Genomic DNA, 21,556 nt, shown 5'->3' with positions numbered 1-21,556 from the left:
AGAGCGTCGGGACGCGCACCGTGTGAGCGGTCCGGTCACGGCGGGGTGTGTGGATATAGGGACATTGAACGTCCCTATATCCACACACCCCTCACTCGCGGTGATACTCACGCGCTCGCCGACCACGTCGAGTAGCCGTCGGTCCCGGTTCAGCCGATGGACGGGATGAAGGTCGGCAGCCGCCGGACCTTCGTGTCCTGCTCGAAGGCGTAGGCGATGGCCAGCAGTGACGGTTCGCTGAACCGCCCGCCCATGATCGACAGTCCCAGCGGCAACGGCCCGGCGTACGCCATCGGAACGGTCATGTTGGCATAGCCCGAAACGGCCGCCGGGCCGGAAGAGTCGATCAGCAGCGCGCCGTCGCCGACGCCGAGCTGCGTCTTCCAGGCGGCGTTGTTCGTCGGCGCGACGATCGCGTCCAGCTTCTCGCCGCGCAGCGTTTCGTCGAGGCCTCGCCGCGCGGCGCTCGTCGCGGCTTCCCGCATCGCGCGATACGCCGGATCGTTCAGATCGCCGGTGGTGGCCTGCGAGCGGTCCCAGAGGTTGTGGGTCCAGTACGGCATTTCGACGGCCGCGTGGTCCAGGTTGTACTGGATCAGCCCCGCCAGATCGGCGGGATGCCTGCCGCCGGTCGAGGCGAGGTAGGCGTTGATGTCGTGTTTGAACTCGGTCCTGATCGCGGGGAACTCGTTGGCCGCGATGACGTCCAGGTACGGGATGGTGATCTCGACCGTGGTCGCGCCGAGTTTCCGCAGCCTGGCCAACGCCTGCTCGAACGCCGCCTTCGTCGTCTCGTCCGGAGTGTAGACCTCGCGCCAGATGCCGATCCGCTTCCCGCGCAAAGCGTTGGGACGCAGGAACTTCGTGTAGTCGTCGAGGGACTGCCTCGCGGCGTCGACGGTGATCGGGTCGCGACGGTCGGCGCCGTTGAGGGCCGCGAGCAGGATCGCGGCGTCGACCACGTTGCGCGCCATCGGCCCCGCGGTGTCCTGCTGTTTCGACACCGGCACGATCCCGCTGCGGCTGACGAGCCCGAGGCTCGGCTTGACCCCCACGATGCCGTTGGCGCCGGACGGGCAGCTGATCGAACCGTCCGTTTCGGTCCCGACGGCGACGGTCGCCAGGTGCGCCGCGACGGCGACGCCCGGGCCGGACGACGAGCCGCACGGGTTGCGGTCGAGGACATAAGGGTTCGCGGTCTGGCCGGCGAGCGGGCTCCAGCCGTTCGACGAGCTCGTGGAGCGGTAGCTCGACCACTCCGAAAGGTTGGCCTTGCCGAGGATGACCGCCCCGGCCTCGCGCAGGTTCTCGACCACGCCGGCGTCACGGTAGGGACGCGACTCCAGCAGCGCGGTCGAGCCGGCGGTGGTCGGCTGCCGGTCCGCGGTGTCGATGTTGTCCTTGAGCAGCACCGGGATGCCGTCCATGGGGCCCTTCGACCGGTGCCGGTGCCGCCGCAGGTCACTTTCCGCGGCGAGCCGCAGCGCGTCCGGGTTCGTGGTGAGCACCGCGTGCAGCGTCGGGTTCAGCTTGCGGATCCGATGCAGGTAGAAGGCGGTCAGCTCGACCGAGGACAGCCGTCCGGAGCGCATCGCCCGCTGGAGATCGGGGATCGTCGCCCGCTCCAGGTCGATCCCGGCCACGACGGGACGGCCGGACCGTTCGGTGGCCCATGCCGGGACGGCCGTGGTGGCGGACGCCACGGACACCATGGCGAGGAACGCCGCCACGGCCGCGCCCCGTCTTTTCAAGGAATGTCTTGTCAAGGAATTCCCTCCTTGGTCGAAAGAATTCCTGAACAGTACGTGCGCTCCTCCGTTTCGGAAGTGCCGGAAGAAACGCGGGACGGTGATTTAATCGCCGCTACAACGCATCGCCCGGTAGGCGATCGGTCACGCAAACGGCCTTTGTCCCAGGGGTTTCCTTGGTTTCCGCACGGGGTGACACCGGTCGCGGACGCACGGTGAGGCGATTTCCGGGATTTCGTCGGAAATATTCCGCCCGTATTCGGTTGGCTGCCCGGTTATCGCATTGTTCGGGGATTGTTCGGGGTTCGCCGATCATCCGGCCCGGTTTGGCCGTGAGTATTCGGCGAGAGCGGCACCGAAGGAGCGGGCGGTGCTCGTCAGCGCGGTGATCGCGGAAGCCGGGTCGCGGCGGACGGGCAGGACGGCGGCGAGTGCCGCGCCGACCCGGCCGTCCGGGGTCCGGACGGCGACGGCGGCGCAGCCGAGTCCCTCGGTGATCGTCTCCGACTCCGTCGCGAATCCGGTCGCGCGGATCTCCAGCGCGTCGGCGTCGGGTTCGGCGAGCGCCGGGTGATGGGCGGCGAGGAGCCGCCCGGCGGCGGTTCCGGGCGGCAGCGGGCTTCCCGGCCACACCGGGACGTCGTCGGCGGGGAGGACAGCCCCTGCCGCGACGAGCGCGCGACCTTCCCTCGGCACCACGAGCACCAGGCTCGCGCGCATCCGCGCCGAAAGCGACGGCAGCCATTCCTTGGCCAGGTCCCGTAGTTCGGGCTGCCAGTACCGCCCGAGCCGGAACACCCGCGAACCGATCCGGTAGCCGCGGCCCGCCCGCTCGACCGCGCCCAGGTCGGCCAATTGGTCCAGAAGCCGGTGCACGGTGGTCTTCGGGAGCCCGGTGGTCCGCACGAGCTGGGTCAGCCCGGCCTGCCCGCCGTGCTCGTTGAGTGCTTCGAGTAACGCGAACGCGCCTTCGAGCACGCCGCGTCCGCCAATGGTTTCCCGCATCGCCGCCCTTTCCCGGAAACAGGCCACACCGGAGAAGTAAAGTGCGCCCCCGGCAGGCTGAGATACGAACTTTCGGGCAGCCGATGGGGCGGGGTTCCGCTGAACGGCCCCTGCGCCGACGTGACCGACACCGCTTCGCGAACCACCCTGCCGGGTCCGGCGTCCCGGCGCGTTCCTGGCATGCTGGCAAGGTTCGCGCGAACACCACAGCTCCAGGGGGACGTCGATAATGGAGGAGATCCGCCGCCTCGCCGATCGGTTCGATCTCATCGAGCCCGTCGGCGGTGGCTCCATGGGCACCGTGTGGCGTGCGCGCGACGAGAACCTGGAGCGCACGGTCGCGGTCAAGGAACTCCTTCTGCCGCACGGCGCCGGGGAGCAGAAGGCCGACGAGGCCAAGAACCGCGCGCTGCGCGAGGCCAGGATCGCCGCGCGGTTGGTGCATCCGCACGCCATCACCGTCTTCGGGGTGATCGACGAGCAGGACCGCCCGTGGATCATCATGGAGTACCTGCCCTCGACCAGCCTCGCGGAGAAGCTGCGCGAGGGGCCGATGGAGGTCGACGACGTCATCCGCCTCGGCATCCAGCTGTGCTCGGCGCTGGCGGCCGCGCACCGGGCAGGCATCGTCCACCGTGACATCAAGCCCGGCAATGTCCTGCTGGGCGACGACGACACCGTCAAGATCACCGATTTCGGGATCTCACGGGCGATGGGCGACGTCCAGCTGACCGCGACCGGCGAGATCTCCGGGACACCGGCGTTCCTGGCGCCCGAGGTGGCCCGCGGCGAGGACGCCACGTCCGCTTCCGACGTGTTCTCACTCGGCGCGACGCTGTACACCGCGCTCGAAGGCGGCACGCCTTATGGCACGGCGGAGAACCCGATCGCGTTGCTGTACCGCGCGTCGAGCGGCGAGATCACCCCGCCGACCAAGGCGGGGATCCTGACACCACTGTTGAACCGGCTTCTCGACGTCCGGCCGGACAGCAGGCCGACGATGACCGAGACCGAGCGGGAGCTGCGGGCGCTGGCGGCAGGGGAGCCGACGACGCTCGCCGCCGAGGAACCGCCGCCGAAGGCGCGCAAGGGAATGCTGATCGGCGTGCTCGCGGTGTTCCTCGTGCTCGCGGCGGCCGCCGCCGCGGCCGTGGTCGTGGTGCTCAACCGCGACGACGACGCCCCGACGGGACAGGCTCCGCCGTCGGTTTCCCAGTCGCAGTCCGCGGCCCCGGCCACCTCGGAGCCGGTCGCGCCGCCGCCTTCGGCGTCCTCCGCGCCGCCCTCGACGCCGCCCCCGTCGTCCTCGGCCGCGCCGCCGCCCGCGCAGACGCCGGGGCAGGCGCTCGCGGCCTACTACGCCCTCATCCCGGGAAATCTCCAGGCGGGGTTCGCGACGCTGAGCGACAACTTCAAGCAGAGCAGGAACCAGAGCTTCGAGCGGTATTCGAACTACTGGAGGCAGTACAGCGCGGTGACCGTGTCGAACGTGACCGAATCCGGCAACACGGTGACGGCGACGCTCACCTACGTGAAGGCGTCGGGCGGGACCACGACGGGGCGGGAAACCTTCGTCCTGGTCCAGAAGGACGGCCGGTACCTCATCGACTCCCAGCGGGCAGGCTGAGCTTCCCGGCGAGGCGCTGAAGCCACGCTTCGACCTCGTCGGGGGAGCGGTCCGGGAGACCGAAGATCGTCTCGGTGACCCCGGCCGCCTCCAGCCTGGCCAGATTCGCCGGATCCGGGCGGACGCCGAGCGCCGAGATCTCCGGCTCCCCGGCGCGGCCCTCTTCGTGCCAGATCTCGCGCAGCCGCCGTGCTTTGCCCTCGATGTCCGTGTCGCCGGGCGTGGTGAGCCATCCGTCGGCGGACTTCGCGATCCAGCGGAACGTCTTCTCCGTCCCGCCCGCGCCGACGATCACCGGGATATGCGCTTGGGCCGGTTTCGGCCACGCCCAGCTGGCGCCGAACGAGACGAACTCGCCCGCGTACGAGGCTTCGTCCTGAGTCCACAGCGCGCGCATCGCTTCCAGGTACTCGCGCAGCACGGTCCGGCGTTTGCCGCCGGGGACGCCGTGATCGGCCAGTTCGTCGACGTTCCAGCCGAAGCCGACGCCGAGCGTGACCCGCCCGGCCGAGAGATGGTCGAGGCTGGCGATCGTCTTCGCCAGCGTGATCGGATCGCTCTCGACCGGGAGGGCCACCGCCGTCGCGAGCCGGATCCGCGTGGTCACCGAGGCCGCCGTGGCCAGCGCGACCCACGGGTCCAGCGTGCGCAGGTAGCGGTCGTCGGGGAGCGACGAGTCGCCGGTGCGCGGATGCGGAGCCTCCCGTTTGACCGGGATATGCGTGTGTTCGGGTACGTGGAAGGTGTCGAAGCCGGCGGCTTCCGCCGCCCGCGCGGCCGCCGCCGGACTGATACCCCGGTCACTGGTGAACAGCACAATCCCGTGTCTCACAGGCGGTCACGTTATTAGAACGTGTTTCAGTTCGCAACCGTGGCGTGCAGCGTGACCGGCAGGGCGTTCAGCCGCCAGGTGCCCGGATCCGGGATCCGCACGAGGCCGTCGGCGAGGGCGAGATCGGGGAACCTGCGCAGCAGGGCGGTGAGTGCGACCTCGACCTGAACCCTGGCCAGTGAAGCGCCGAGGCAGAAGTGCGGCCCGTGGGCGAAGGCGAGATGCCAAGCCGGTCCCGCCGCGCGCCGGATGTCGAAGACGTCCGGGTCGTGGAACGCCCTGGGGTCCCGGTTCGCCGCGGCGATCGCGACGGTAACAGGTTCTCCTTCGGGGATGAGGACGTCGCCGATGCGGACGTCGGTGGTCGCGAACCGGGGGAGCGTCAGCAGCTGCGGGCTCTGCCAGCGCATCACCTCCTCGACGGCGCCGGGCATGAGCGCCGGGTTCTCGCGAAGCTCGGCCAGCTGCGCGGGATGGGAGAGCAGGATTTCGACGGCGTTGGCGATGAGGTTGCCGGGTACCTGGCCGCCCAGTACGAGTTGCCACACCAGGGCGACCAGTTCGGTGTCGCTCAGCCTGTCGCCGTCTTCGGCCTGGATCTGAAGCAGTTGCGACACGACGTCCTCGGCGGGCCCGAGTTTCCGGTCCGCGATGGCGGCGAGTGCGCCCTCGACGATCCCGGGGACCGCTTTCGCGAGTCCCGCTCCGTCGCCGGCCGAGACCAAGGCGCCGTACTCGCGCCATCGGGGGCGGTCGGCTTCGGGGATGCCGACCAGCGCGCAGATCACGTCCACCGGCAGCGGGCGCGCGAACGCGGTGACCAGGTCGATCCGGTCTTCTCCGGCGAGTTCGTCGAGGAGGGTGTCCACGAGCCGCTCGATTCCCGGGCGGAGCGCGGCGGCCTTGCGCGGGGTGACCGCGGGGGCGACCAACCGCCGGAGCCGGAGATGTTCCGGCCCCTCGACCTCCTGCATCGTCCGCATGTACGGGCGGCAGTGGTCGGGGATGTCCATCCGCTGATAGCTGTTCGCGCTCAGGGCGAATCGCGGGTCGCTCAGCATCTTCCGTGCCTCTTCGTGGCGCAGGACCGCCCACATCGAGAACCCCGGCGCGGTGAGCTTGGCGATCGGGGAGCGCTCGCGGACGGGGCCGTAGGCGGTGAACGGGTCGCGCAGAACCTCGGGGTCGGTCAGGAGGATCTCGGGAACGTCGGACAAGGTGGCTCTCCCAGTTCGGATGTGCAAATCAGATGTTCTCATCATCTGAATGTTCAAGGTATCTTGATTCGGGTCCGAGAGCAATCGTGCTGGCTGACGGGAGGCCGATGGTCCGGCTGAGCAGGGCGGAGACGCAGGAGCGCAATCGTGCGAAGGTGCTGGCCGCCGCGCGCGACGAGTTCGCGGAACAGGGCTTCCGGGATGCCAAGATCGACGTCATCGCCGAACGGGCGGAACTCACCCGCGGCGCGGTCTACTCGAATTTCCCGGGGAAACGCGCGCTGTACTTCGCCGTCCTCGCCGAGCTGGCCGAACGGTCCGCCGGAGCGCCGCACGCCGTGCCCGGTGAGACGCTCCAAGGTGCGCTGGGTGCGCTGGCCAGGGCCCGGGTGGTGGCGCTTCCCCTCGACGAGGATCAGGCGGGCCTCGCCCGCGACCTGATGCCTGAAGTACTCGCGGACGAGCACGTCCGGCGCCCGTTCGCCCAGCTGGTGAAGCTCAACGGGCTGTTGCTCGGGCTCGCGCTGGAGCGGCTCGACCCGCCGGAGCGGCCGGCGGGATCGCCGATCCCACGCCGGGTCCGGCTCGCGGAGACCGTGCTGACCACGCTGCACGGCGCCGGCCAGCTGGCGGCCACCGCGCCGGGGCTCGTCGAGCCCTTCGACGTCGTGAGTGCGTCTGAACGGCTGGCGGGGCTGGCCTTCAACGACTGGTGGGCGCCGCCGGTGATCGCGCCGACGGCGCAGGCCGCCGACCGGCCGTGGTCACCGCCCGGGGCCGTCGACCTGGTGCGCGCCGAATCCTTCGTGCCCGGCGACGGTGTGGTCGTCGTGCTGGGCACTCATCGGCTGGCCGCCGCGGAGGAGGCCGTCCGGGCATCGGGCCGCGATGTCACCGTCGTCGCCGTGACCAGTGATCCCGACGAACTGGTGCCACTGACCCGGCTGATCGTCGCGGAACTGTGCGGAGGTCTGCGGCAGGCCTTCCCGGAATCGTCCTGGCCGGGAGTGCGCGTGGTGTGCGACGCGACCGGGACGTTGGCGGCCGCGGCAGGAGTGCTCGCGGTCAGCGACGAGACCGAGGCCGCGATCCGGGTCGAGCGAGGCCGGATCGTCGCCACCGCGGACGGGCGCGGCGCGGGGCACGCGGTCTCGGGCGAAGTGTCCCGTGTGGACAGTTCCTAAACGGTGTCCGTGTGCCGGATCCGGTACACCTGAAGGCGAAGCCCGTAGTACTTGTCGGTTTCCCCGACCCACACCATGCCGAGCCGTTTCGCGGTCGCGATGGCACGTGTGTTGTTCGGCCGGGCGACGGCGAAGAGTTCGTCCGTGTCCTGGGTGAACGCCCAGCCGATCAGCGCGCGGGCGGCCTCGGAGGCGTAGCCCTCGCCCCAGGCGTCCGGGTGCAGCTGCCAGCTGATCTCCAGGTCTTCTTCGAACGGTGGCAGCAGATGGATGCCCAGCCCGCCGACGACCATGCCGTCTTCCTTGCGCTGCACCGCCCATCTTCCGCGCGGTGGCACGAGATTCGACTGCGCCTGCTGCCAGGCCTGCAGAACCGAACGCATGGCCGCCGCGTCGGTCACCCGGTCCATCGCCGGGGTGAGCCAGCGGGTCACGTCGGTGGTGCCGTAGATCGCCAGCGCGGCCTCGGCGTCGTCCTCGGACCAATCACGGACGACGAGCCTTTCGGTGGTCAAGTCCATAACAGAACGTTACGCGCACAGGCGGGGCCATGGGGTGTCCGGATCATGACAACTCGGCAACCCGCGTACCTTGGTGTCATGCGCGCCGACGCCTCGATTACGCCTGATCAGGCCTGTCCGATCGCCCCGGTGGTGGACCTCGTCTTCAGCCGCTGGACCACGCCGATCCTGTGGGCGCTCAACGAGTTCGGCAGGCAACGGTTCGTCGAACTCGAGCGGCGCATCGGCTCGATCACGCCGAAGGTGCTGACCCAACGGCTGCGGCAACTGGAACGCGACGGTCTGATCACCCGGACCTATCACGCCGAGGTCCCGCCCCGGGTCGAGTACGAGATCAGCGATCTCGGGCGAAGCCTGGCGCCGCTCTTCGCGAGCCTCGCGGACTGGTCGACGGAGAACCTGCCGAAGGTGGAAGAAGCGCGGTCGGTGTACGACTCGGGTAGTTGAGCCTGCACTCAGGCTTATTTGACCGATCGGTCCAGATGCGGTTAAGCTTCTGACGTGTCCCGGGTGAAGGAATTCGACGTCGACGCGGCCTGTGAAGCCGCGCTGGAACTGTTCTGGCGGCAGGGGTACGAAGCCACCTCCGTCAGCGACCTGGTCGCCGAGCTCGGCATCGGCAAGGCGAGTCTGTACGCGACCTTCGGCACCAAGCACGAGCTGTACCTGACGGCCTTGAATCGTTACGTCGCCCGGGGCAACGAGCGGTTCGTCGAGGACTTCGCCGGGCCGGGGCCGGCGCTCGCGGGAGTACGACGGCTCATCGATCGCTATCTCGCCGAAATCCTGGGCGAATCGGGGCGTAAAGGCTGTTTCGTGGTCAACGCCGCCATGGAGATGATGCCGAAGGATCCCGAGGTGGCGCGGGTGATCGAGCGCAGCTGGGACGCGCTTGAGCTGGCCGTGCGGATGGCGTTGAGCCGCGCGAAAGCGCAGGGCGAGCTCGATGCCGCCGCCGATCCGGAAGAGCTGGCCGGTTTCCTGCTCACCGTCCTGCAAGGCATGCGGGTACTGGGCAAGGGGCCGGATCCCGCGGCGCGGGTCAAGGCGACGGCGAGGCAGGCCATCGCGGTTCTCGAAGCCGCTCGCAAGCATTGATAATGGAACGATCGGACCAGAAAGTGGTTACTACTGTGTTGTCTGCGGGGAAGCGATTCAGCGGCAAGGTCGTCCTGATCACCGGGGGAGGGTCCGGGATCGGGCGCGCCACGGCGGCGGCCTTCGCGCGCGAAGGTGCTCAGGTCGTCGTTTCAGGACGGGACGGCGAGAAGCTGCGTCAGACCGTGAAGGAGATCGAGGCGGACGGCGGAACGGCCGACGCGGTGACCGCGGATGTGAGTGCCGGTGCGGAAGTCGAGCGTCTCGTCGCCGAGACCGTGCGGAGGCACGGCAAACTCGACATCGCGTTCAACAACGCCGGCATCCTCGGCAGCCCCGCGCCGACGGCGGATCTCGACGAAGACGGCTTCGACGCCGTCGTGCGGACGAACCTCACCGGCACCTGGCTGTCCATGAAGCACGAGATCGCCCAGATGCGGGCGAGCGGCGGGGGCGTCATCGTCAACATGTCGTCCAACATCGGCTCGCACACCCGCCTGCCGGGAATGGCCGCCTACGCCGCCACGAAGGCCGCCGTGGACGTGCTGACCCGGACCGCCGCCCGCGACCACATCGCCGAAGGCATCCGGATCAACGCGGTCAGCCCCGGCGCCACCGACACCACCATGTCGTTCCGGCCCGGCGAGTCCGAGGCCGACCGCGCCGCACGGCTTGGCGCGGCCATCCCGCTCGGCCGGATCGGCGCGGTCGAGGAGATCGCCGCGGCGGTCCTGTGGCTGGCGTCGGACGAGGCGGCGTATGTCGTGGGGCACGACATCGTCCTCGACGGCGGCGCCAGCGCCTGAGCCGATGTCATGAAAGGGTCGTTCAGGACGTTTTTCGTCAGGAACGACCCTTTCCTGACATCTCTCAGCGGCGCGAAGGCAGCAGTTCCTGCATCTTCGTCTTGATGCCCTGCGTCAGCAGGTGCCAGGCGTCGGGTTCGCCCTTGAGGACGGCTTCGGTCATGGCCTTCACCTGCTCGAAGGTGGCGTGCGGCGGAATCGGCGGCACTTCGGGATCGCAGCGGACGTCGAGCACGGTCGGCACGTCGGTCGACAAGGCGACGTCCCACGCTTCGCCGAGCTGGGCGGGATCGTCGACGGCGATCCCGCCGAGGCCGATCTCCAGCGCGAAGTCCGAATAGGACACCTCCGGCAGGCTCTGCGACGGTTCGAACTTCGGTGCGCCGCCCATGGCGCGCAGTTCCCAGGTGACCTGGTTCAGATCACCGTTGTGGAACACGCAGACGACGCACCGCTGGTCCGTCCACAGTTCGCGGTACCGGGCGATGGTCAGCAGTTCCGCCATCCCGTTCATCTGCATCGCGCCGTCGCCGACCAGCGCGATCACCGGCCGGTCGGGATGGGCGAACTTCGCGCCGATCGCATAGGGGACGCCGGAGCCCATCGTCGCGAGGGTGCCGGAAAGCGTGCCCCGCATGCGGCCGCGCATCCGGAGGTTCCTGGCGTACCAGTTGGTGGCCGAACCGGAGTCGGCGGTGACGATGGCGTCCTCGGGGATCCGCTCGGACAGTTCGTGCACGATCCGCATCGGGTTGACCGGGTCCGCGTCCAGCATCGCCTGGCGGGCCAGCGTCTCGTGCCAGTCGCCGGTGTTCTTCTCGATCCGCTCGCGCCAGCCGCGCTCGGTTTTCCCGGCCAGCAACGGGATCAGCTGCTGCAAGGTGCCCTTCGCGTCGCCGAGCAGATTGACCTCGGTCGGATAGCGCAGCCCGAGGAACCGGGGATCGATGTCGATCTGGACCGCCCGCGCCTGACCGAAGTCCGGCAGGAACTGCGCGTACGGCATATTCGAGCCGACGATCAGGAGCGTGTCGCAGTCCCGCATCATCTCGTACGTCGGCCGCGTGCCGAGCAGGCCGATGGAGCCGGTGACATACGGCAGGTCGTCGGGCAGGACATCCTTGCCCAGCAACGCTTTCGCCACTCCGGCACCGGTGATCCCGGCCACCTCGCGCAACTCGGTGACGGCGTTGCGCGCGCCCTGCCCGGCCAGGATCGCGACCTTTTCACCCGCGTTCAGCACCTCCGCCGCGCGGGCGACCTCGTCCGAAGGCGGGATGACACTGGCCCGCGGGTGATCGGGCGGGGAGGACGGCACGTGCTTGAACTCGTGCTGCGGCGGCTGATAGGTCTCCTCCTGTAGATCCGCCGGGATGATCAGCGCCGTGGGCGCGCGCTGGGCGATGGCCGTGCGGAGGGCGCGGTCGAGGGCGTTCGGCAGCTGTTCGGGGACGTTGACCTCGACGAGGTACTCGCTCGCGACGTCCTTGAACAACGCCTGCAGGTCCACCTCCTGCTGGTAGCTGCCGCCCATGGCGCTGCGCGCCGTCTGCCCGACGATCGCCACCACCGGCACATGGTCGAGTTTGGCGTCGTAGAGGCCGTTGAGCAGGTGGATCGCCCCCGGGCCGGACGTCGCCATGCAGACACCGGGCCGCCCGCTCAGCTTCGCGTACCCGACGGCCGCGAACGCGGCCATCTCCTCGTGGCGCGTCTGCACGAAACGCGGCTCGTTCCCCGCCGCGCCGAACGCGGTCACCAGCCCGTTGATGCCGTCCCCGGGATAGGCGAAGACCTGCTCCACGTCCCATTCGCGCAGCCTGGCCAGAACATGGTCCGCAACGGTTTCGCTCATGGGCGCCGGATACCGCCCCGGCCCGGCGGCTAAACGTCCTCGAGGACCTTGGAGATCCCCGCGACGACGTCCGGATGCCCGAGCGGCAGCGGCGGCGGGACCCTGTTGTACGGCTCACCGGTGCTGTGGGGGAGCACGTCCACCGCGGTCCCGGCGGAGCGCACCCGTTCGGCCGGTTCGGAGTACTCGTCCGGCACCGGGTCGACCAGCAGGATATGGGCCGCGGCCCCGGGATACCGTTCGGCCAGCCGCAGCGCGTCCGCGGCCGAGTCGCCGGCGGCCACCACGTCGATCGGCGGACCACCGGGTTCCGCGTCGCCAAGGACGTCTTCGGCCTGGCTGAGCGCGCCGTCGACGGGCAGCCTGCACCAGATGACCTGGCGACGGGCCGCGAGCGGCCGCCACGTCGCCGGGAGTTCCCCGTGCTTGCCCTCGCCCGCCGGGTCGAGGACCAGCAGCTTCGCCCCCTCGTCGCCGCCGTCGGTGACGACAGAGGGGCCTTCGGCGCGGATGGGATCGGATTCGGCGGTCATGGGCGTCTCCTCTAGCAGTTCGTGCGGGGGAGTTCGGGGGAATCCGTGTCCAGCGGTACCGAACCCGATCGTACGAGTCCTAATTGGACCGTCTGCCGCTTCGTCACCGCTTCCATCGCCCAGTCGGTGGCGGTCCGCAGCCGGTTGCCCGGCATGGCCAGCAGGTGGTAGCCGCGGGTGACCGCCTTGGCGGCGAATCCGGAAAGCGGGATGTGCAAGGGATTCGCGGCCGCCTGGTGGGCGCCGAGGTCGACGACGAAGCCGAGGTCGTGGTGCCGGTAGGTGCCGTGCGAACCGTGCCCGAGGGACGCCGCCACATTCCTCCCGGCGAGCTTGCCCTGCCGTTCGGCGTGCTGGGCCGTCATCGGGGTGTACTCGCCGGGCCGGGTCAGATCCGGGACGGCGGCCGCGTCTCCGCATGCGTAGACGTCACGACGTCCGGGAACGTTCAGCTGCGCCGTCACGACCAGCCTGCCTTTGGCGGTCTTCAACCCCAGGTCCTCGATCAGCGGATCCGGCCGGACACCGACGCACCACACCAGGGTGCGGGTCGGCACGGATTCGCCGGAGGTCAGCGTGACCCCGTCTTGCCCGGCGTTCTCGATCGACGTCTTCATCAGCACCTCGACGCCGCGTGCGCGCAGCACCTCGTCCGCGGTGGTGCCGAGCCGCCGGTCGAGTTCCGGCAGGACCCGGTCGGCCAGATCCAGCAGCAGCCACCGGATCTTCTGTTCCTTCAGTTCCGGGTGCCGGGCGGCGAGCGCGGCGGTGAACGCCGGTCCCTGCGCGGCGACCTCCGTGCCGGTGTAGCCGGCGCCGACCACGACGAACGTGCAACGCGCGTCGCGTTCGGCCGGATCCTTCGCGGAGGCGGCGAGTTCTATCTGCCGGGTGACGTGGTCCCGCAGGTACAGGGCTTCGGGCAGACCACGGAAGCCGTGGGCGTATTCCGGCACGCCGGGGATCGGCAGCAGCTTGTTGACACTGCCCGCGGCGAGCACCAGGCGGTCGTAGCCGAGGTGGTGCTCGCGGTCCTCGGAGTCGGTGTAGGCCACGGTGCGGCCGTCGAAGTCGACCGAGGTCGCGGTGCCGAGCACGAGGCGCACACCGCGCAGCGTGCCGGGGATGGACACCGAAATCCGCCGCGGTTCCAGGATGCCGGCGGCGACTTCGGGCAGCAGAGGGAGATAGAGGAAGTAGTCGGTCGGGTTCAGCACCACGATCTCGGTGTCGTCGCCGACCGATTTGAGCAGGGTCTTCGCCGCGTTGTACCCGGCGAAGCCGCCTCCGATGATCACAACGCGCATCGTCAGTCCTCCGTGGGCCAGTCGCCGGTCGCCTTGCGGTAGCCGACCGCGCCCGCCCGTTCCGTGGCCGCCTTCACCGCACCGAAGATCGCGCCCTGCGCGGCGGCCGCGACGATCACCTGGGTCCAGGTGAAATCCCGGTCGGTGGCGTTCGGTGCGTCTTCCTCACCGCTCACGCGTTTCCAGATCTGCTTGAACGCGATCCCGGCGAGGACACCGCCCGCGGCGCTCACGACCATGTTCAGCGGTTTGTAGAGAACCTTGTTCACGACGAAGACCTCTTTCGGAGGATCAGCCGGATGGTGACGAGCAACGCGAGCACACCGGCGAAGATCGGCAGGGGATTGGCACGGACGATTTCGGTGCCCTGACGGAACTTTTCGCCCGCGGGCTCGGAAATCTTGTCGGAGATCGTGGCGCTCGCCTGATCGACCTTCGCGTCGAGATCGTCCTTCACCCTCGCCTTGACGTCCATCTTCTTGCCCAGCGCGTCGAGGGTCTCGGTGAGTTCTTCGCGCGTCACGTCGCGATCGGCGCGGGCTTCTTCGGCGTTCTTGGGGAAATCAGTCATGAGCGCACTCCTTGCTTGACGGTGTCGACATCGTCGCGGACACCTTCGATGGCCTCTTCCGGCACCGGCGGCGTCGCGCTCGTGACCTCCTTCTTGCCGACGACGGCGGAAAGGCCGCCGATCAGCAGCAGCGCCGCGCCCGTCACCACGGCCGCCAGCCAAGCGGGCATGACCAGCGCGAGGGCCAGCACCGCCGCGGCGATCAGGGTGGCCAGGCCGAAGAGCGCGAAAATGCCCGCGGCACCGAACATTCCGGCGCCGAGTCCCATTTTCTTCCCTTTGCCCTGCAATTCGAAAACGGCCAGCCGCAGCTCGTCGCGGACCAGATGCTTGACCTCGTCACCGAGATCGGAAACCAGTTCGCCGACCGACCTTTCCTCGGGCGGCTTCCGGTGGGTCTCTTCGATCATGGGGCACCTCCTCGGAGCGTTCTGCCCGGCGGGTACCCGGCCGCCCCGCCGGTCAATCACAGCGTGTTTCGCCGCGTTGAGCGCCGGGTAGCCGGGAAGTGCCGGCTCGAAAAGCACCCAACGGACAGGAGGATGCATGAGCACGATCACCGAAATGGTGGACGTCGAAGTCCCGGTGAAGACCGCGTACAACCAGTGGACTCAGTTCGAGAGCTTTCCGCAGTTCATGGAGGGTGTCGAGGAGATCCGTCAGATTGACGCGACCCACACCCACTGGGTGACCAAATTCGGTGGGGTGAGCCGGGAATTCGACGCGACGATCACCGAACAACATCCCGACGAACGTGTCGCGTGGACGTCGGACTCCGGTCCCGACCACGCGGGCGTCATCACTTTCCATCGCCTGGACGACAACAAGACCCGTGTCACGGCGCAGATGGAGATCGACCCGGAAGGTTTCGCCGAGAACGTCGCCGACAAACTCGGCGTGCTCGACCGCCGGATCAAGGGCGACATGAGGCGGTTCAAGGACTTCATCGAGAGCCGCGGCCGTGAATCCGGCGCGTGGCGCGGTGACGTGGACCGCCCCGGCAGCTGACCATCGCCCGGGACCTCCCCCTGGAATACGGCGTTTTCCAGGGGGAGGTCCCGGGTATCTCATGGGGTGAGGTCCATTACGAAGGGAGCGTTCCGGCATGACTACCAACGCATACGTGGCCTTCCTCGTCATCGGGGTGGCGCTGGTCATGCTCGACGGTCTGATCATCTACCAGAGCGGTAAGCGCTACCTGCGGGGTTCCCACGGGGATCCGGCCGCGGGCGCGTCCATGACGTGGCTCGTGACGGTGCTGTTCCACCTCGCGACGTTGGGCGTCTTGGCGCTGCTGTCGACCATCGACATCGGGGGCAGCGACCTTCCCGGTGTGGTGGGGAGGCTCGGTGTTCTGCTGCTGGTACTGGCCATCGCCCATGCGATCACGCTCAGCGTGCTTTCGCGGATCCGTGGTGAGCAGGAGGCCGAAGCCGTCATCAACCGTCCCCGGCAGCGCGTCGAGCCCGAGCAGCAAGGCACGACGGTGACGCCGGTACCCGGGCAGGACGGCCGCTACCCGGCGGCCAGCCCGTCCATCGAAAACCAGGCGCCGTACACGACGCCGTAGAAGTCGAGTGCTGGCAGGAGGTTTCGCCGTGCACGAGATCGACGACGAACTGTGGGAAGAATTCCATCGCGTGGTCAACATGACCTCGCGGGAACTGGCCGACTGGCTGCGCACGCGGTCGGCCGACGACGAGGACGAAGTGCTGCCGGACCAGGCGGGTACACCGACCGGGCGGCATGTGCTGGGCATCCTCGGCAAGCGCCGGACCGACCTCACCGCCGAGGACGAGCGGGTGATGCGCTCGGTCGTGCGGCGGGTCGAGGACCAGCGACGGGACGACCTGGAACCGGTCGCGGGCGAGGCGCACTGGCGGCACAAGCTGATGTCGATGGGGCACGACCCACTGAAACCCACGTGACGCGAAGTACGTGAAGGCCCCCTTCACTGCGCTAGACGCAGTGAAGGGGGCCTTCACGTACTTCTGGTCCTGCCGACAAGTGTGTCTGAAGCCGGATCATGCGTGATTGGAGCCGGATCACGCGTGATTGAGGGCGGATGAGAGAGTTCCGCCTCCAATCACGCGTGTTTGGTCTCCAATCACGCATGATCGCCGATCGGCGCTACTCCGAGAGCTTCCCGCGCAGCTGTTCCAGCGTCTGCGACAGAAGCCGCGAAACGTGCATCTGCGAGATGCCGATCCGTTCCGCGATCTGTGTCTGGGTGTAGCCGCCGAAGAACCGCATGACGAGGATCGCGCGTTCGCGCTTCGGGAGTTCCCGCAGCAGCGGTTGCAGCGCCTCGTGGGTCTCCACCAAGGCCATCTCGTGGTCCTCCTCGCCGATCGTGTCGGCGAGCGAGAGGGCCTCGGTGGCGTTGTCGTGTACCGGCTTGTCGACCGACAACGTCTGGTAGGCCTGGCCGGCCAGCAGCCCTTCGCGCACCTCGTCGACCTCGAGCCCGAGGTATTCGGCGAGTTCGGTCGGAGTCGGCGCGCGGCCGAGCCGCTGGGACAGCGCGGCCGTGCCCTGGCTGAGCGAGACGTGGAGTTCCTTGAGCCGCCTCGGTACCCGGACCGACCAGCCGGTGTCCCGGAAGTGACGCCGGACCTCGCCCATGACCGTGGGCACGGCGAACGAGAGGAAGTCGTGCCCGCGGCCGGGATCGAACCGGTCGACCGCGTTGATCAGGCCGATCCGCGCCACCTGCACCAGGTCTTCGCGGGGTTCGCCCCGGCCGGAGAACCTGGTGGCGATGTGCTCGGCGAGCGGCAGGAGTTCGGTGACGAGACGGGCACGCAGATCTTGGCGGCGCGGAGAGTCCTCCGGCAGTGACGACAGCTCCTCGAAGAGAGGTTCGCAATGCGCGTAGTCGTCAGCCTGCCGGGTGAGTGTCTTGCGCTCGCCACTCACCCGTCGCTCGTTCCCGGGGTCAGGACGAGGTCGATCGTCGTCGTGCCCCCCAGTTCGCCGGGGATCGGTTCGCATCGCGCGGTCACCGACTCGGTCAAGGTCGTCAAGACGTGCCAGCCGAAGGTCGTCTCGCTCGGCAGATGGGGCTTGCTCGTCCGCGTCGAGATCGAGACGGCGATTCCTTCCGGTATCTCGTGAAAGACACAACAAAGAACAGCTCCCAGTTCAGCGGGCTGGACAAGTTGGGAACACGCTTCGTCGACGGCCATCTTCGCGTCTGAAATGGCGTCCAAGCCGAAGTCCGCGCGGGCCACCACACCGTGGGTGAGCGTGCGGACGAGGGGGATCTGCTCCGCCTCGGCGGGCAGACGGAGTTCGACCCGGTCGGACAGGCCGTCCGACTGGAACCGGGTCTGCGGGGTCAGGCCACCCCGCCCGTATGCGTCCATTACGAAATCCATCCGTCCGTGGCCGTGGGACTACCGCGGCGGTGATCCGCCGCGTGGCGCTTGCTCAACGGCCCAGAGCTCGTTGAAGCTCCTTTTTGGACATCTTCGACCTGCCCTTGACATTGCGCTGCTTCGCTTCGTTGTAAAGCTGGTCCTTCGTCGGGCCGTTCGGGCCCAACCGGTTGCCGGACCGCTTGCCACCACGCCGCTGCGGTGACATGTCCTGAAGGGACGTGCGGCTCGCCTCGCGTGACTCGCCCGCCTGGGCGCGGTTCTTGTTGACCGTGCGCGCGGCGATCTCCTCGGCCCGGTCTGTGCTCGCGCCCCGGTCCTTCGCCGAATCCTTGATGTGCTCGTACTGACGTTCTCGTTTGTCGCTCCAAGCCTGCTGCGGCATCGCGGCTCCTCTCCTCACCGGATCAGGTACCCCGTTCGATTCGCCGGATAAACGTCCGGTTGACCCCCGGAACGGGCGGGTACGCGGAGGCGGGACGCGAAGGAGGCTTCGATGCGCATCGGCTACACACTCATGACCGAACAGGCCGGACCGAAGGACCTGGTGGGATACGCCGCCGGGGCAGAGAAGGCGGGATTCGACTTCGAGGTGATGAGCGACCATTACTCGCCGTGGCTCGACGAGCAGGGACATTCCCCGTACGCGTGGAGTGTGCTGGGAGCGGTCACCCAGAGCACCGAACGGGTCGAACTGATGACCTTCGTGACGTGTCCGACCATGCGCTATCACCCGGCGGTGGTGGCGCAGAAGGCGGCGACCGTCCAGGCGCTGTCGGACGGCCGGTTCACCCTCGGGCTCGGCGCGGGCGAGAACCTGAACGAGCACGTCGTCGGCCGCGGCTGGCCGCCGGCGAACGTCCGCCACGAGATGCTCGCCGAAGCGGTCCAGATCATCGGCGGGCTCTTCGACGGTGGCTACTTCAACTACAAGGGTGACCACTTCCGGGTCGACTCGGCGAAACTCTGGGATCTGCCGGAGCAGCGCGTCCCCCTCGCGGTCGCGGTGTCCGGGTCACAGTCGGTGACCCGTTTCGCGCCGATCGCCGACGCGATGATCGCGGTCGAGCCGGACGAAGCACTGAGCCGGGAGTGGGACGCCACCAAAATCGGCCCGGCCACCAGGAAGATCGCCCAGCTGCCGGTGTCCTGGGGCGAGGATCGCGACGCCGCGATCCAGCGGGCGCACGAGCAGTTCCGCTGGTTCGGCGGCGGTTGGAAGGTCAACGCCGAACTGCCCGGGCCCGCGGGGTTCGCCGGGGCCACGCAGTTCGTCACGCCGGACGACGTCGCCGCGGCGATCCCGTGCGGGCCCGACGTGGACGGGATCGTGAAGCGGGCGGGCGAATTCGAGGCGGCCGGGTTCACCGATCTGGCTTTGATCCAGATCGGCGGTGACCAGCAGGAAGGCTTCCTGCGCTTCGCCGAGGACACGCTGCTCCCGGCGCTGCGGAGCTGATTCACACGGACGGAGTAGGAGCGCTGTGTCTCTGCGCACCCGAACGGGGACACCTGTGTTCAAACCCGCGAGCGCGGGTACCAGGAGGCACGTCATCCTTCAGTCAAGGGGGAATCGATGCACAACGAACTCGGGCTTCATCCGGTCCCGGACCTGCTGCCGGAGGGCCAGGACACCCCGGAGCAAGAGGCCATCCGTCGTAAGGCGGCTCTCGCCGTGGCTTCGCGGGCCAAGAACGCCGAAGACTGTGCGACCCTGCTGGACATGCTCGGCCTGCACGACGGCGGCAGCAGCTCCGAAGTGGCTTGATTCAGCGCGCGCCGCGCGCCGCCACGAGATCCGCGACGAAGGCCTGGTAGGCCTCGTCGCGATCCGGCGCGCGCAGTACCGCGGACGGGTGCACCGTGGCGACCGCGGTGGTGGCGAACTCGGCGAGGTCGATCCGCTCTCCGCGGCTTCGCGTGATGCGGAAGTCGTCGCCCAGTAGCGCCTTCGCCGCCGTCGCGCCGAGGAAGATCAGCAGCCCCGGGTGGACCGCCGCCAGTTCGGCGTGCAGCCACGGACGGCAGGCGACGATCTCGGTCTTCGACGGCGTCTTGTGGATACGCCGCTTGCCGCGTTCGTCGCGTTTGAACTTGAAGTGCTTGACCGCGTTGGTGACGTAGATCTTCCGGCGGTCGAAGCCCGCTTCGTCGAGAGCCCGGTCGAGCAGCCGCCCAGCGGGCCCCACGAACGGGGCTCCCTGCCGATCCTCCTGGTCACCGGGTTGTTCGCCGATCACCATGATCTCCGCCGCGCGGGTGCCTTCGCCGAAGACGGTCTGAGTGGCGTCGCGGTGGAGGTCGCAGCCGCGGCAACCGGCCGCCGCCGAACGCAGCCGGTCCAGGTCGGCGGTCTCGGGCGGATCCGCCCCGGGTGCCTTGGTCGCCATGGCCGCCGGATTCCCCGCCCGGCCGTGGGACAAACCGGTTACGTGCGCGCCGTGCCGGGTAGTCCTTCGTCATGGCGACTACGACCGAACCAGCCATCGCTTCCGTCCAGGACACGGTGCGTGTCGCGCTGCGGGTGGTGCTTCCCACGCTCGCGGGCGGGGTGATCAAACGGCGGCCGCTGGGGCTGGCCGCGGCGCAGAAACTCCAGCTGGACCGCCCCGCGGTGCGGCTGTTGTGCCGGCTTCGGTCCCGGTACGGCGAGGGGCCGCTGCGCCTGCGGGTGCCCGGCCGCTCGATCGATCTGGCGCTGTCGGGGGACGACGTCGGTGACGTGCTCGCCGCCGCGCCGGTCCCGTTCAGTCCGTCGACCACGGAGAAGCGGGCCGCGCTGGGACATTTCCAGCCCCACGGCGTACTCGTCTCGGACGCGGTGGAGCGTGCGCCGCGCCGCGCGTTCAACGAGGAGGTCCTCGAACCGGGCAAGCCGTTGCACGATCTCGCCGCCCCCTTCGCCGCGGCGATCGGCGCGGAAGCAGCGTCGCTGTGGGACGGCGGCACGCTGGACTGGGACACTTTCAACGTGGCCTGGTGGCGGATGGTTCGCCGGGTCGCGCTCGGCGAGTCCGCGGCGGGCGACGACGGCCTCACCGACATGCTCGCCCGGCTGCGGAAGGACGCGAACTGGGCGTACGCGCACCCTCGGCGCGAGCGGCTCCACGATCAATTCCGCACCCGGCTCATCGGCCATCTGGAACGGGCGGAGCCGGGAAGCCTCGCCGAAGCCATCGCGTCGGCGGGCCCGGCGGGAGAGCGGACGATGGAGGTCGTCGCCGACCAGGTCGCCCACTGGCTCTTCGCGTTCGACGCCGCCGGGATCGTCACCTACCGCGCGCTCGCGCTGCTGGCCACCCACCCGGCCGCGCGGGAACGCGCCGACGAGGAGGTCGCGGCCGCCGACCTGACTGTGCCTGGCCAGTTCCCGTACTTGCGCGCTTGCGCCCTCGAATCGGTCCGGCTGTGGCCGACCACCCCCGCGCTGCTGCGCGAGAGCACGGCCGAGACGGCGTGGGGACCCGCGGGGACCACGGTGCTGATCTTCACCCCGTTCTTCCACCGCGATCCCGAATCGCTGCCCTACGCCGACCGGTTCGAACCCGGGATCTGGCTGGACGGCAGCGCGGCGGCGAATCCCGCGCTGGTCCCGTTCAGTGCCGGACCGGCCATTTGCCCCGGCCGGGATCTGGTGCTGTTCTGCGCGAGCACGATGCTGGCGCACCTGATCAAGGATCGCCGCTTCGAACTGGCCTCCGGTGCCGTCCTGGGGCCGGAGCGGCCGTTGCCCGCGACGCTGGACAACTTCCACCTGAGGTTTTCGGCGGTCTAGGGCTCGTCTTCGACCCATTCGGACGGAGGTGTGGGGGGGGGGCCCCATAGGGGCGCCGGGAGGGCCCGCACTGGGGGTTGGGGAACCCCCGCGCGGG

Annotated in this window: 26 protein-coding genes; 11 read left to right on the top strand and 15 right to left on the bottom strand. The window is 69.0% G+C overall.

What is annotated here, in order from left to right; translation table 11 throughout:
• Positions 1 to 149 precede the first annotated feature (149 nt).
• Both ACIBTM_RS06010 and ACIBTM_RS06005 read right to left on the bottom strand, forming a co-directional pair.
• Complete coding sequence (locus tag ACIBTM_RS06010) at positions 150 to 1,712, bottom strand: amidase (protein WP_395875802.1); 1,563 nt, start codon at positions 1,710 to 1,712, stop codon at positions 150 to 152.
• A 348-nt stretch (positions 1,713 to 2,060) separates the two neighbouring features.
• The gene (locus ACIBTM_RS06005; protein ID WP_395875427.1) at positions 2,061 to 2,753 is read right to left on the bottom strand and encodes an IclR family transcriptional regulator; all 693 of its coding nucleotides are present in this window, start codon (positions 2,751 to 2,753) and stop codon (positions 2,061 to 2,063) included.
• Between the two features lie 229 nt (positions 2,754 to 2,982).
• Between ACIBTM_RS06005 and ACIBTM_RS06000 the strand changes: the two genes are divergently transcribed.
• Positions 2,983 to 4,380 carry a serine/threonine-protein kinase gene (locus ACIBTM_RS06000; RefSeq protein ID WP_395875426.1) on the top strand — a complete coding sequence of 466 codons (1,398 nt, stop codon included), beginning with the start codon at positions 2,983 to 2,985 and terminating at the stop codon, positions 4,378 to 4,380.
• Here the strand turns inward: ACIBTM_RS06000 and ACIBTM_RS05995 are convergent.
• Both ACIBTM_RS05995 and ACIBTM_RS05990 read right to left on the bottom strand, forming a co-directional pair.
• The gene (locus tag ACIBTM_RS05995) at positions 4,355 to 5,212 is read right to left on the bottom strand and encodes an LLM class F420-dependent oxidoreductase (protein WP_395875425.1); all 858 of its coding nucleotides are present in this window, start codon (positions 5,210 to 5,212) and stop codon (positions 4,355 to 4,357) included. The two genes, ACIBTM_RS06000 and ACIBTM_RS05995, sit on opposite strands and share 26 nt — an antisense overlap.
• A 26-nt stretch (positions 5,213 to 5,238) precedes the next feature.
• Positions 5,239 to 6,429: a cytochrome P450 gene (locus tag ACIBTM_RS05990; RefSeq protein ID WP_395875424.1), complete on the bottom strand. Its 1,191-nt coding sequence runs from the start codon at positions 6,427 to 6,429 to the stop codon at positions 5,239 to 5,241.
• A 107-nt stretch (positions 6,430 to 6,536) separates the two neighbouring features.
• On the opposite strand from ACIBTM_RS05990, the gene ACIBTM_RS05985 reads away from it, so the two are divergent.
• Complete coding sequence (locus ACIBTM_RS05985; protein WP_395875801.1) at positions 6,537 to 7,613, top strand: TetR/AcrR family transcriptional regulator; 1,077 nt, start codon at positions 6,537 to 6,539, stop codon at positions 7,611 to 7,613.
• Here the strand turns inward: ACIBTM_RS05985 and ACIBTM_RS05980 are convergent.
• Entirely contained in the window at positions 7,610 to 8,134 is a 525-nt protein-coding gene (locus ACIBTM_RS05980) for a GNAT family N-acetyltransferase (RefSeq protein ID WP_395875423.1), read from the bottom strand. The two genes, ACIBTM_RS05985 and ACIBTM_RS05980, sit on opposite strands and share 4 nt — an antisense overlap.
• Before the next feature lie 78 nt (positions 8,135 to 8,212).
• On the opposite strand from ACIBTM_RS05980, the gene ACIBTM_RS05975 reads away from it, so the two are divergent.
• From ACIBTM_RS05975 to ACIBTM_RS05965, 3 genes are read left to right on the top strand one after another with little or no spacing between them, the layout of a single operon-like run.
• Positions 8,213 to 8,581 carry a winged helix-turn-helix transcriptional regulator gene (locus ACIBTM_RS05975; protein WP_395875422.1) on the top strand — a complete coding sequence of 123 codons (369 nt, stop codon included), beginning with the start codon at positions 8,213 to 8,215 and terminating at the stop codon, positions 8,579 to 8,581.
• A gap of 54 nt (positions 8,582 to 8,635) precedes the next feature.
• Complete coding sequence (locus tag ACIBTM_RS05970) at positions 8,636 to 9,232, top strand: TetR/AcrR family transcriptional regulator (protein WP_395875421.1); 597 nt, start codon at positions 8,636 to 8,638, stop codon at positions 9,230 to 9,232.
• Between the two features lie 35 nt (positions 9,233 to 9,267).
• Positions 9,268 to 10,038: an SDR family NAD(P)-dependent oxidoreductase gene (locus tag ACIBTM_RS05965; protein ID WP_395875420.1), complete on the top strand. Its 771-nt coding sequence runs from the start codon at positions 9,268 to 9,270 to the stop codon at positions 10,036 to 10,038.
• A 64-nt stretch (positions 10,039 to 10,102) separates the two neighbouring features.
• Here ACIBTM_RS05965 and ACIBTM_RS05960 read toward each other — a convergent pair whose 3' ends face one another.
• From ACIBTM_RS05960 to ACIBTM_RS05935, 6 genes are read right to left on the bottom strand one after another with little or no spacing between them, the layout of a single operon-like run.
• The gene (locus ACIBTM_RS05960) at positions 10,103 to 11,893 is read right to left on the bottom strand and encodes a thiamine pyrophosphate-requiring protein (RefSeq protein WP_395875419.1); all 1,791 of its coding nucleotides are present in this window, start codon (positions 11,891 to 11,893) and stop codon (positions 10,103 to 10,105) included.
• A gap of 29 nt (positions 11,894 to 11,922) precedes the next feature.
• The gene (locus ACIBTM_RS05955) at positions 11,923 to 12,426 is read right to left on the bottom strand and encodes a hypothetical protein (RefSeq protein ID WP_395875418.1); all 504 of its coding nucleotides are present in this window, start codon (positions 12,424 to 12,426) and stop codon (positions 11,923 to 11,925) included.
• 11 nt (positions 12,427 to 12,437) lie between these two features.
• Positions 12,438 to 13,733, bottom strand: a complete 1,296-nt coding sequence (locus ACIBTM_RS05950) for an NAD(P)/FAD-dependent oxidoreductase (RefSeq protein WP_395875417.1) — start codon at positions 13,731 to 13,733, stop codon at positions 12,438 to 12,440.
• A 2-nt stretch (positions 13,734 to 13,735) separates the two neighbouring features.
• Positions 13,736 to 14,002: a DUF4235 domain-containing protein gene (locus ACIBTM_RS05945; RefSeq protein WP_007030245.1), complete on the bottom strand. Its 267-nt coding sequence runs from the start codon at positions 14,000 to 14,002 to the stop codon at positions 13,736 to 13,738.
• Positions 13,999 to 14,304: a DUF3618 domain-containing protein gene (locus ACIBTM_RS05940; RefSeq protein ID WP_395875416.1), complete on the bottom strand. Its 306-nt coding sequence runs from the start codon at positions 14,302 to 14,304 to the stop codon at positions 13,999 to 14,001. The genes ACIBTM_RS05945 and ACIBTM_RS05940 overlap by 4 nt, the downstream gene beginning before the upstream one ends.
• On the bottom strand, positions 14,301 to 14,714 hold the full coding sequence (locus ACIBTM_RS05935) for a phage holin family protein (RefSeq protein WP_395875415.1): 414 nt from the start codon (positions 14,712 to 14,714) through the stop codon (positions 14,301 to 14,303). Before ACIBTM_RS05935 ends, ACIBTM_RS05940 begins: the two co-directional genes overlap by 4 nt.
• A 136-nt stretch (positions 14,715 to 14,850) precedes the next feature.
• Here ACIBTM_RS05935 and ACIBTM_RS05930 point away from each other — a divergent pair, with 136 nt between their 5' ends.
• The 3 genes from ACIBTM_RS05930 (at position 14,851) to ACIBTM_RS05920 (ending at position 16,232) form a co-directional block, all read left to right on the top strand.
• Entirely contained in the window at positions 14,851 to 15,312 is a 462-nt protein-coding gene (locus ACIBTM_RS05930) for an SRPBCC family protein (protein WP_395875413.1), read from the top strand.
• Between the two features lie 97 nt (positions 15,313 to 15,409).
• A complete protein-coding gene (locus ACIBTM_RS05925) occupies positions 15,410 to 15,874 on the top strand; it encodes a hypothetical protein (protein WP_378371664.1) in 465 nt (154 codons plus the stop codon).
• A gap of 28 nt (positions 15,875 to 15,902) precedes the next feature.
• Positions 15,903 to 16,232, top strand: coding sequence for a DUF3140 domain-containing protein (locus ACIBTM_RS05920; protein WP_395875412.1), 330 nt, complete (start codon positions 15,903 to 15,905; stop codon positions 16,230 to 16,232).
• A 202-nt stretch (positions 16,233 to 16,434) separates the two neighbouring features.
• Here the strand turns inward: ACIBTM_RS05920 and ACIBTM_RS05915 are convergent, their stop codons facing one another.
• The 3 genes from ACIBTM_RS05915 to ACIBTM_RS05905 all read right to left on the bottom strand — a co-directional run bounded on the left by ACIBTM_RS05915 (position 16,435) and on the right by ACIBTM_RS05905 (position 18,069).
• The gene (locus ACIBTM_RS05915; protein ID WP_395875411.1) at positions 16,435 to 17,223 is read right to left on the bottom strand and encodes a SigB/SigF/SigG family RNA polymerase sigma factor; all 789 of its coding nucleotides are present in this window, start codon (positions 17,221 to 17,223) and stop codon (positions 16,435 to 16,437) included.
• A complete protein-coding gene (locus ACIBTM_RS05910) occupies positions 17,220 to 17,672 on the bottom strand; it encodes an anti-sigma factor (RefSeq protein WP_395875410.1) in 453 nt (150 codons plus the stop codon). Before ACIBTM_RS05910 ends, ACIBTM_RS05915 begins: the two co-directional genes overlap by 4 nt.
• 64 nt (positions 17,673 to 17,736) lie before the next feature.
• Positions 17,737 to 18,069 (bottom strand): plasmid stabilization protein, encoded by a 333-nt coding sequence (locus ACIBTM_RS05905; protein WP_395875408.1) that lies wholly within the window; start codon positions 18,067 to 18,069, stop codon positions 17,737 to 17,739.
• A gap of 111 nt (positions 18,070 to 18,180) precedes the next feature.
• Between ACIBTM_RS05905 and ACIBTM_RS05900 the strand changes: the two genes are divergently transcribed.
• Together ACIBTM_RS05900 and ACIBTM_RS05895 are read left to right on the top strand one after the other, a co-directional pair.
• Positions 18,181 to 19,143 (top strand): TIGR03557 family F420-dependent LLM class oxidoreductase, encoded by a 963-nt coding sequence (locus tag ACIBTM_RS05900; RefSeq protein ID WP_395875407.1) that lies wholly within the window; start codon positions 18,181 to 18,183, stop codon positions 19,141 to 19,143.
• A 117-nt stretch (positions 19,144 to 19,260) separates the two neighbouring features.
• A complete protein-coding gene (locus tag ACIBTM_RS05895; protein WP_395875406.1) occupies positions 19,261 to 19,452 on the top strand; it encodes a hypothetical protein in 192 nt (63 codons plus the stop codon).
• A 1-nt stretch (position 19,453) separates the two neighbouring features.
• Here the strand turns inward: ACIBTM_RS05895 and ACIBTM_RS05890 are convergent, their stop codons facing one another.
• Positions 19,454 to 20,074: a UdgX family uracil-DNA binding protein gene (locus ACIBTM_RS05890; RefSeq protein ID WP_395875405.1), complete on the bottom strand. Its 621-nt coding sequence runs from the start codon at positions 20,072 to 20,074 to the stop codon at positions 19,454 to 19,456.
• A 71-nt stretch (positions 20,075 to 20,145) separates the two neighbouring features.
• On the opposite strand from ACIBTM_RS05890, the gene ACIBTM_RS05885 reads away from it, so the two are divergent.
• Complete coding sequence (locus ACIBTM_RS05885) at positions 20,146 to 21,459, top strand: cytochrome P450 (RefSeq protein ID WP_395875404.1); 1,314 nt, start codon at positions 20,146 to 20,148, stop codon at positions 21,457 to 21,459.
• Positions 21,460 to 21,556: the final 97 nt, after the last annotated feature.

Origin of the sequence: Amycolatopsis sp. NPDC049868, from assembly GCF_044461365.1 — a bacterium.
GTDB lineage: Bacteria > Actinomycetota > Actinomycetes > Mycobacteriales > Pseudonocardiaceae > Amycolatopsis.
The sequence above is the reverse complement of the archived record's forward strand: the minus strand, read 5'-3'. Positions and strand labels throughout refer to the sequence as shown.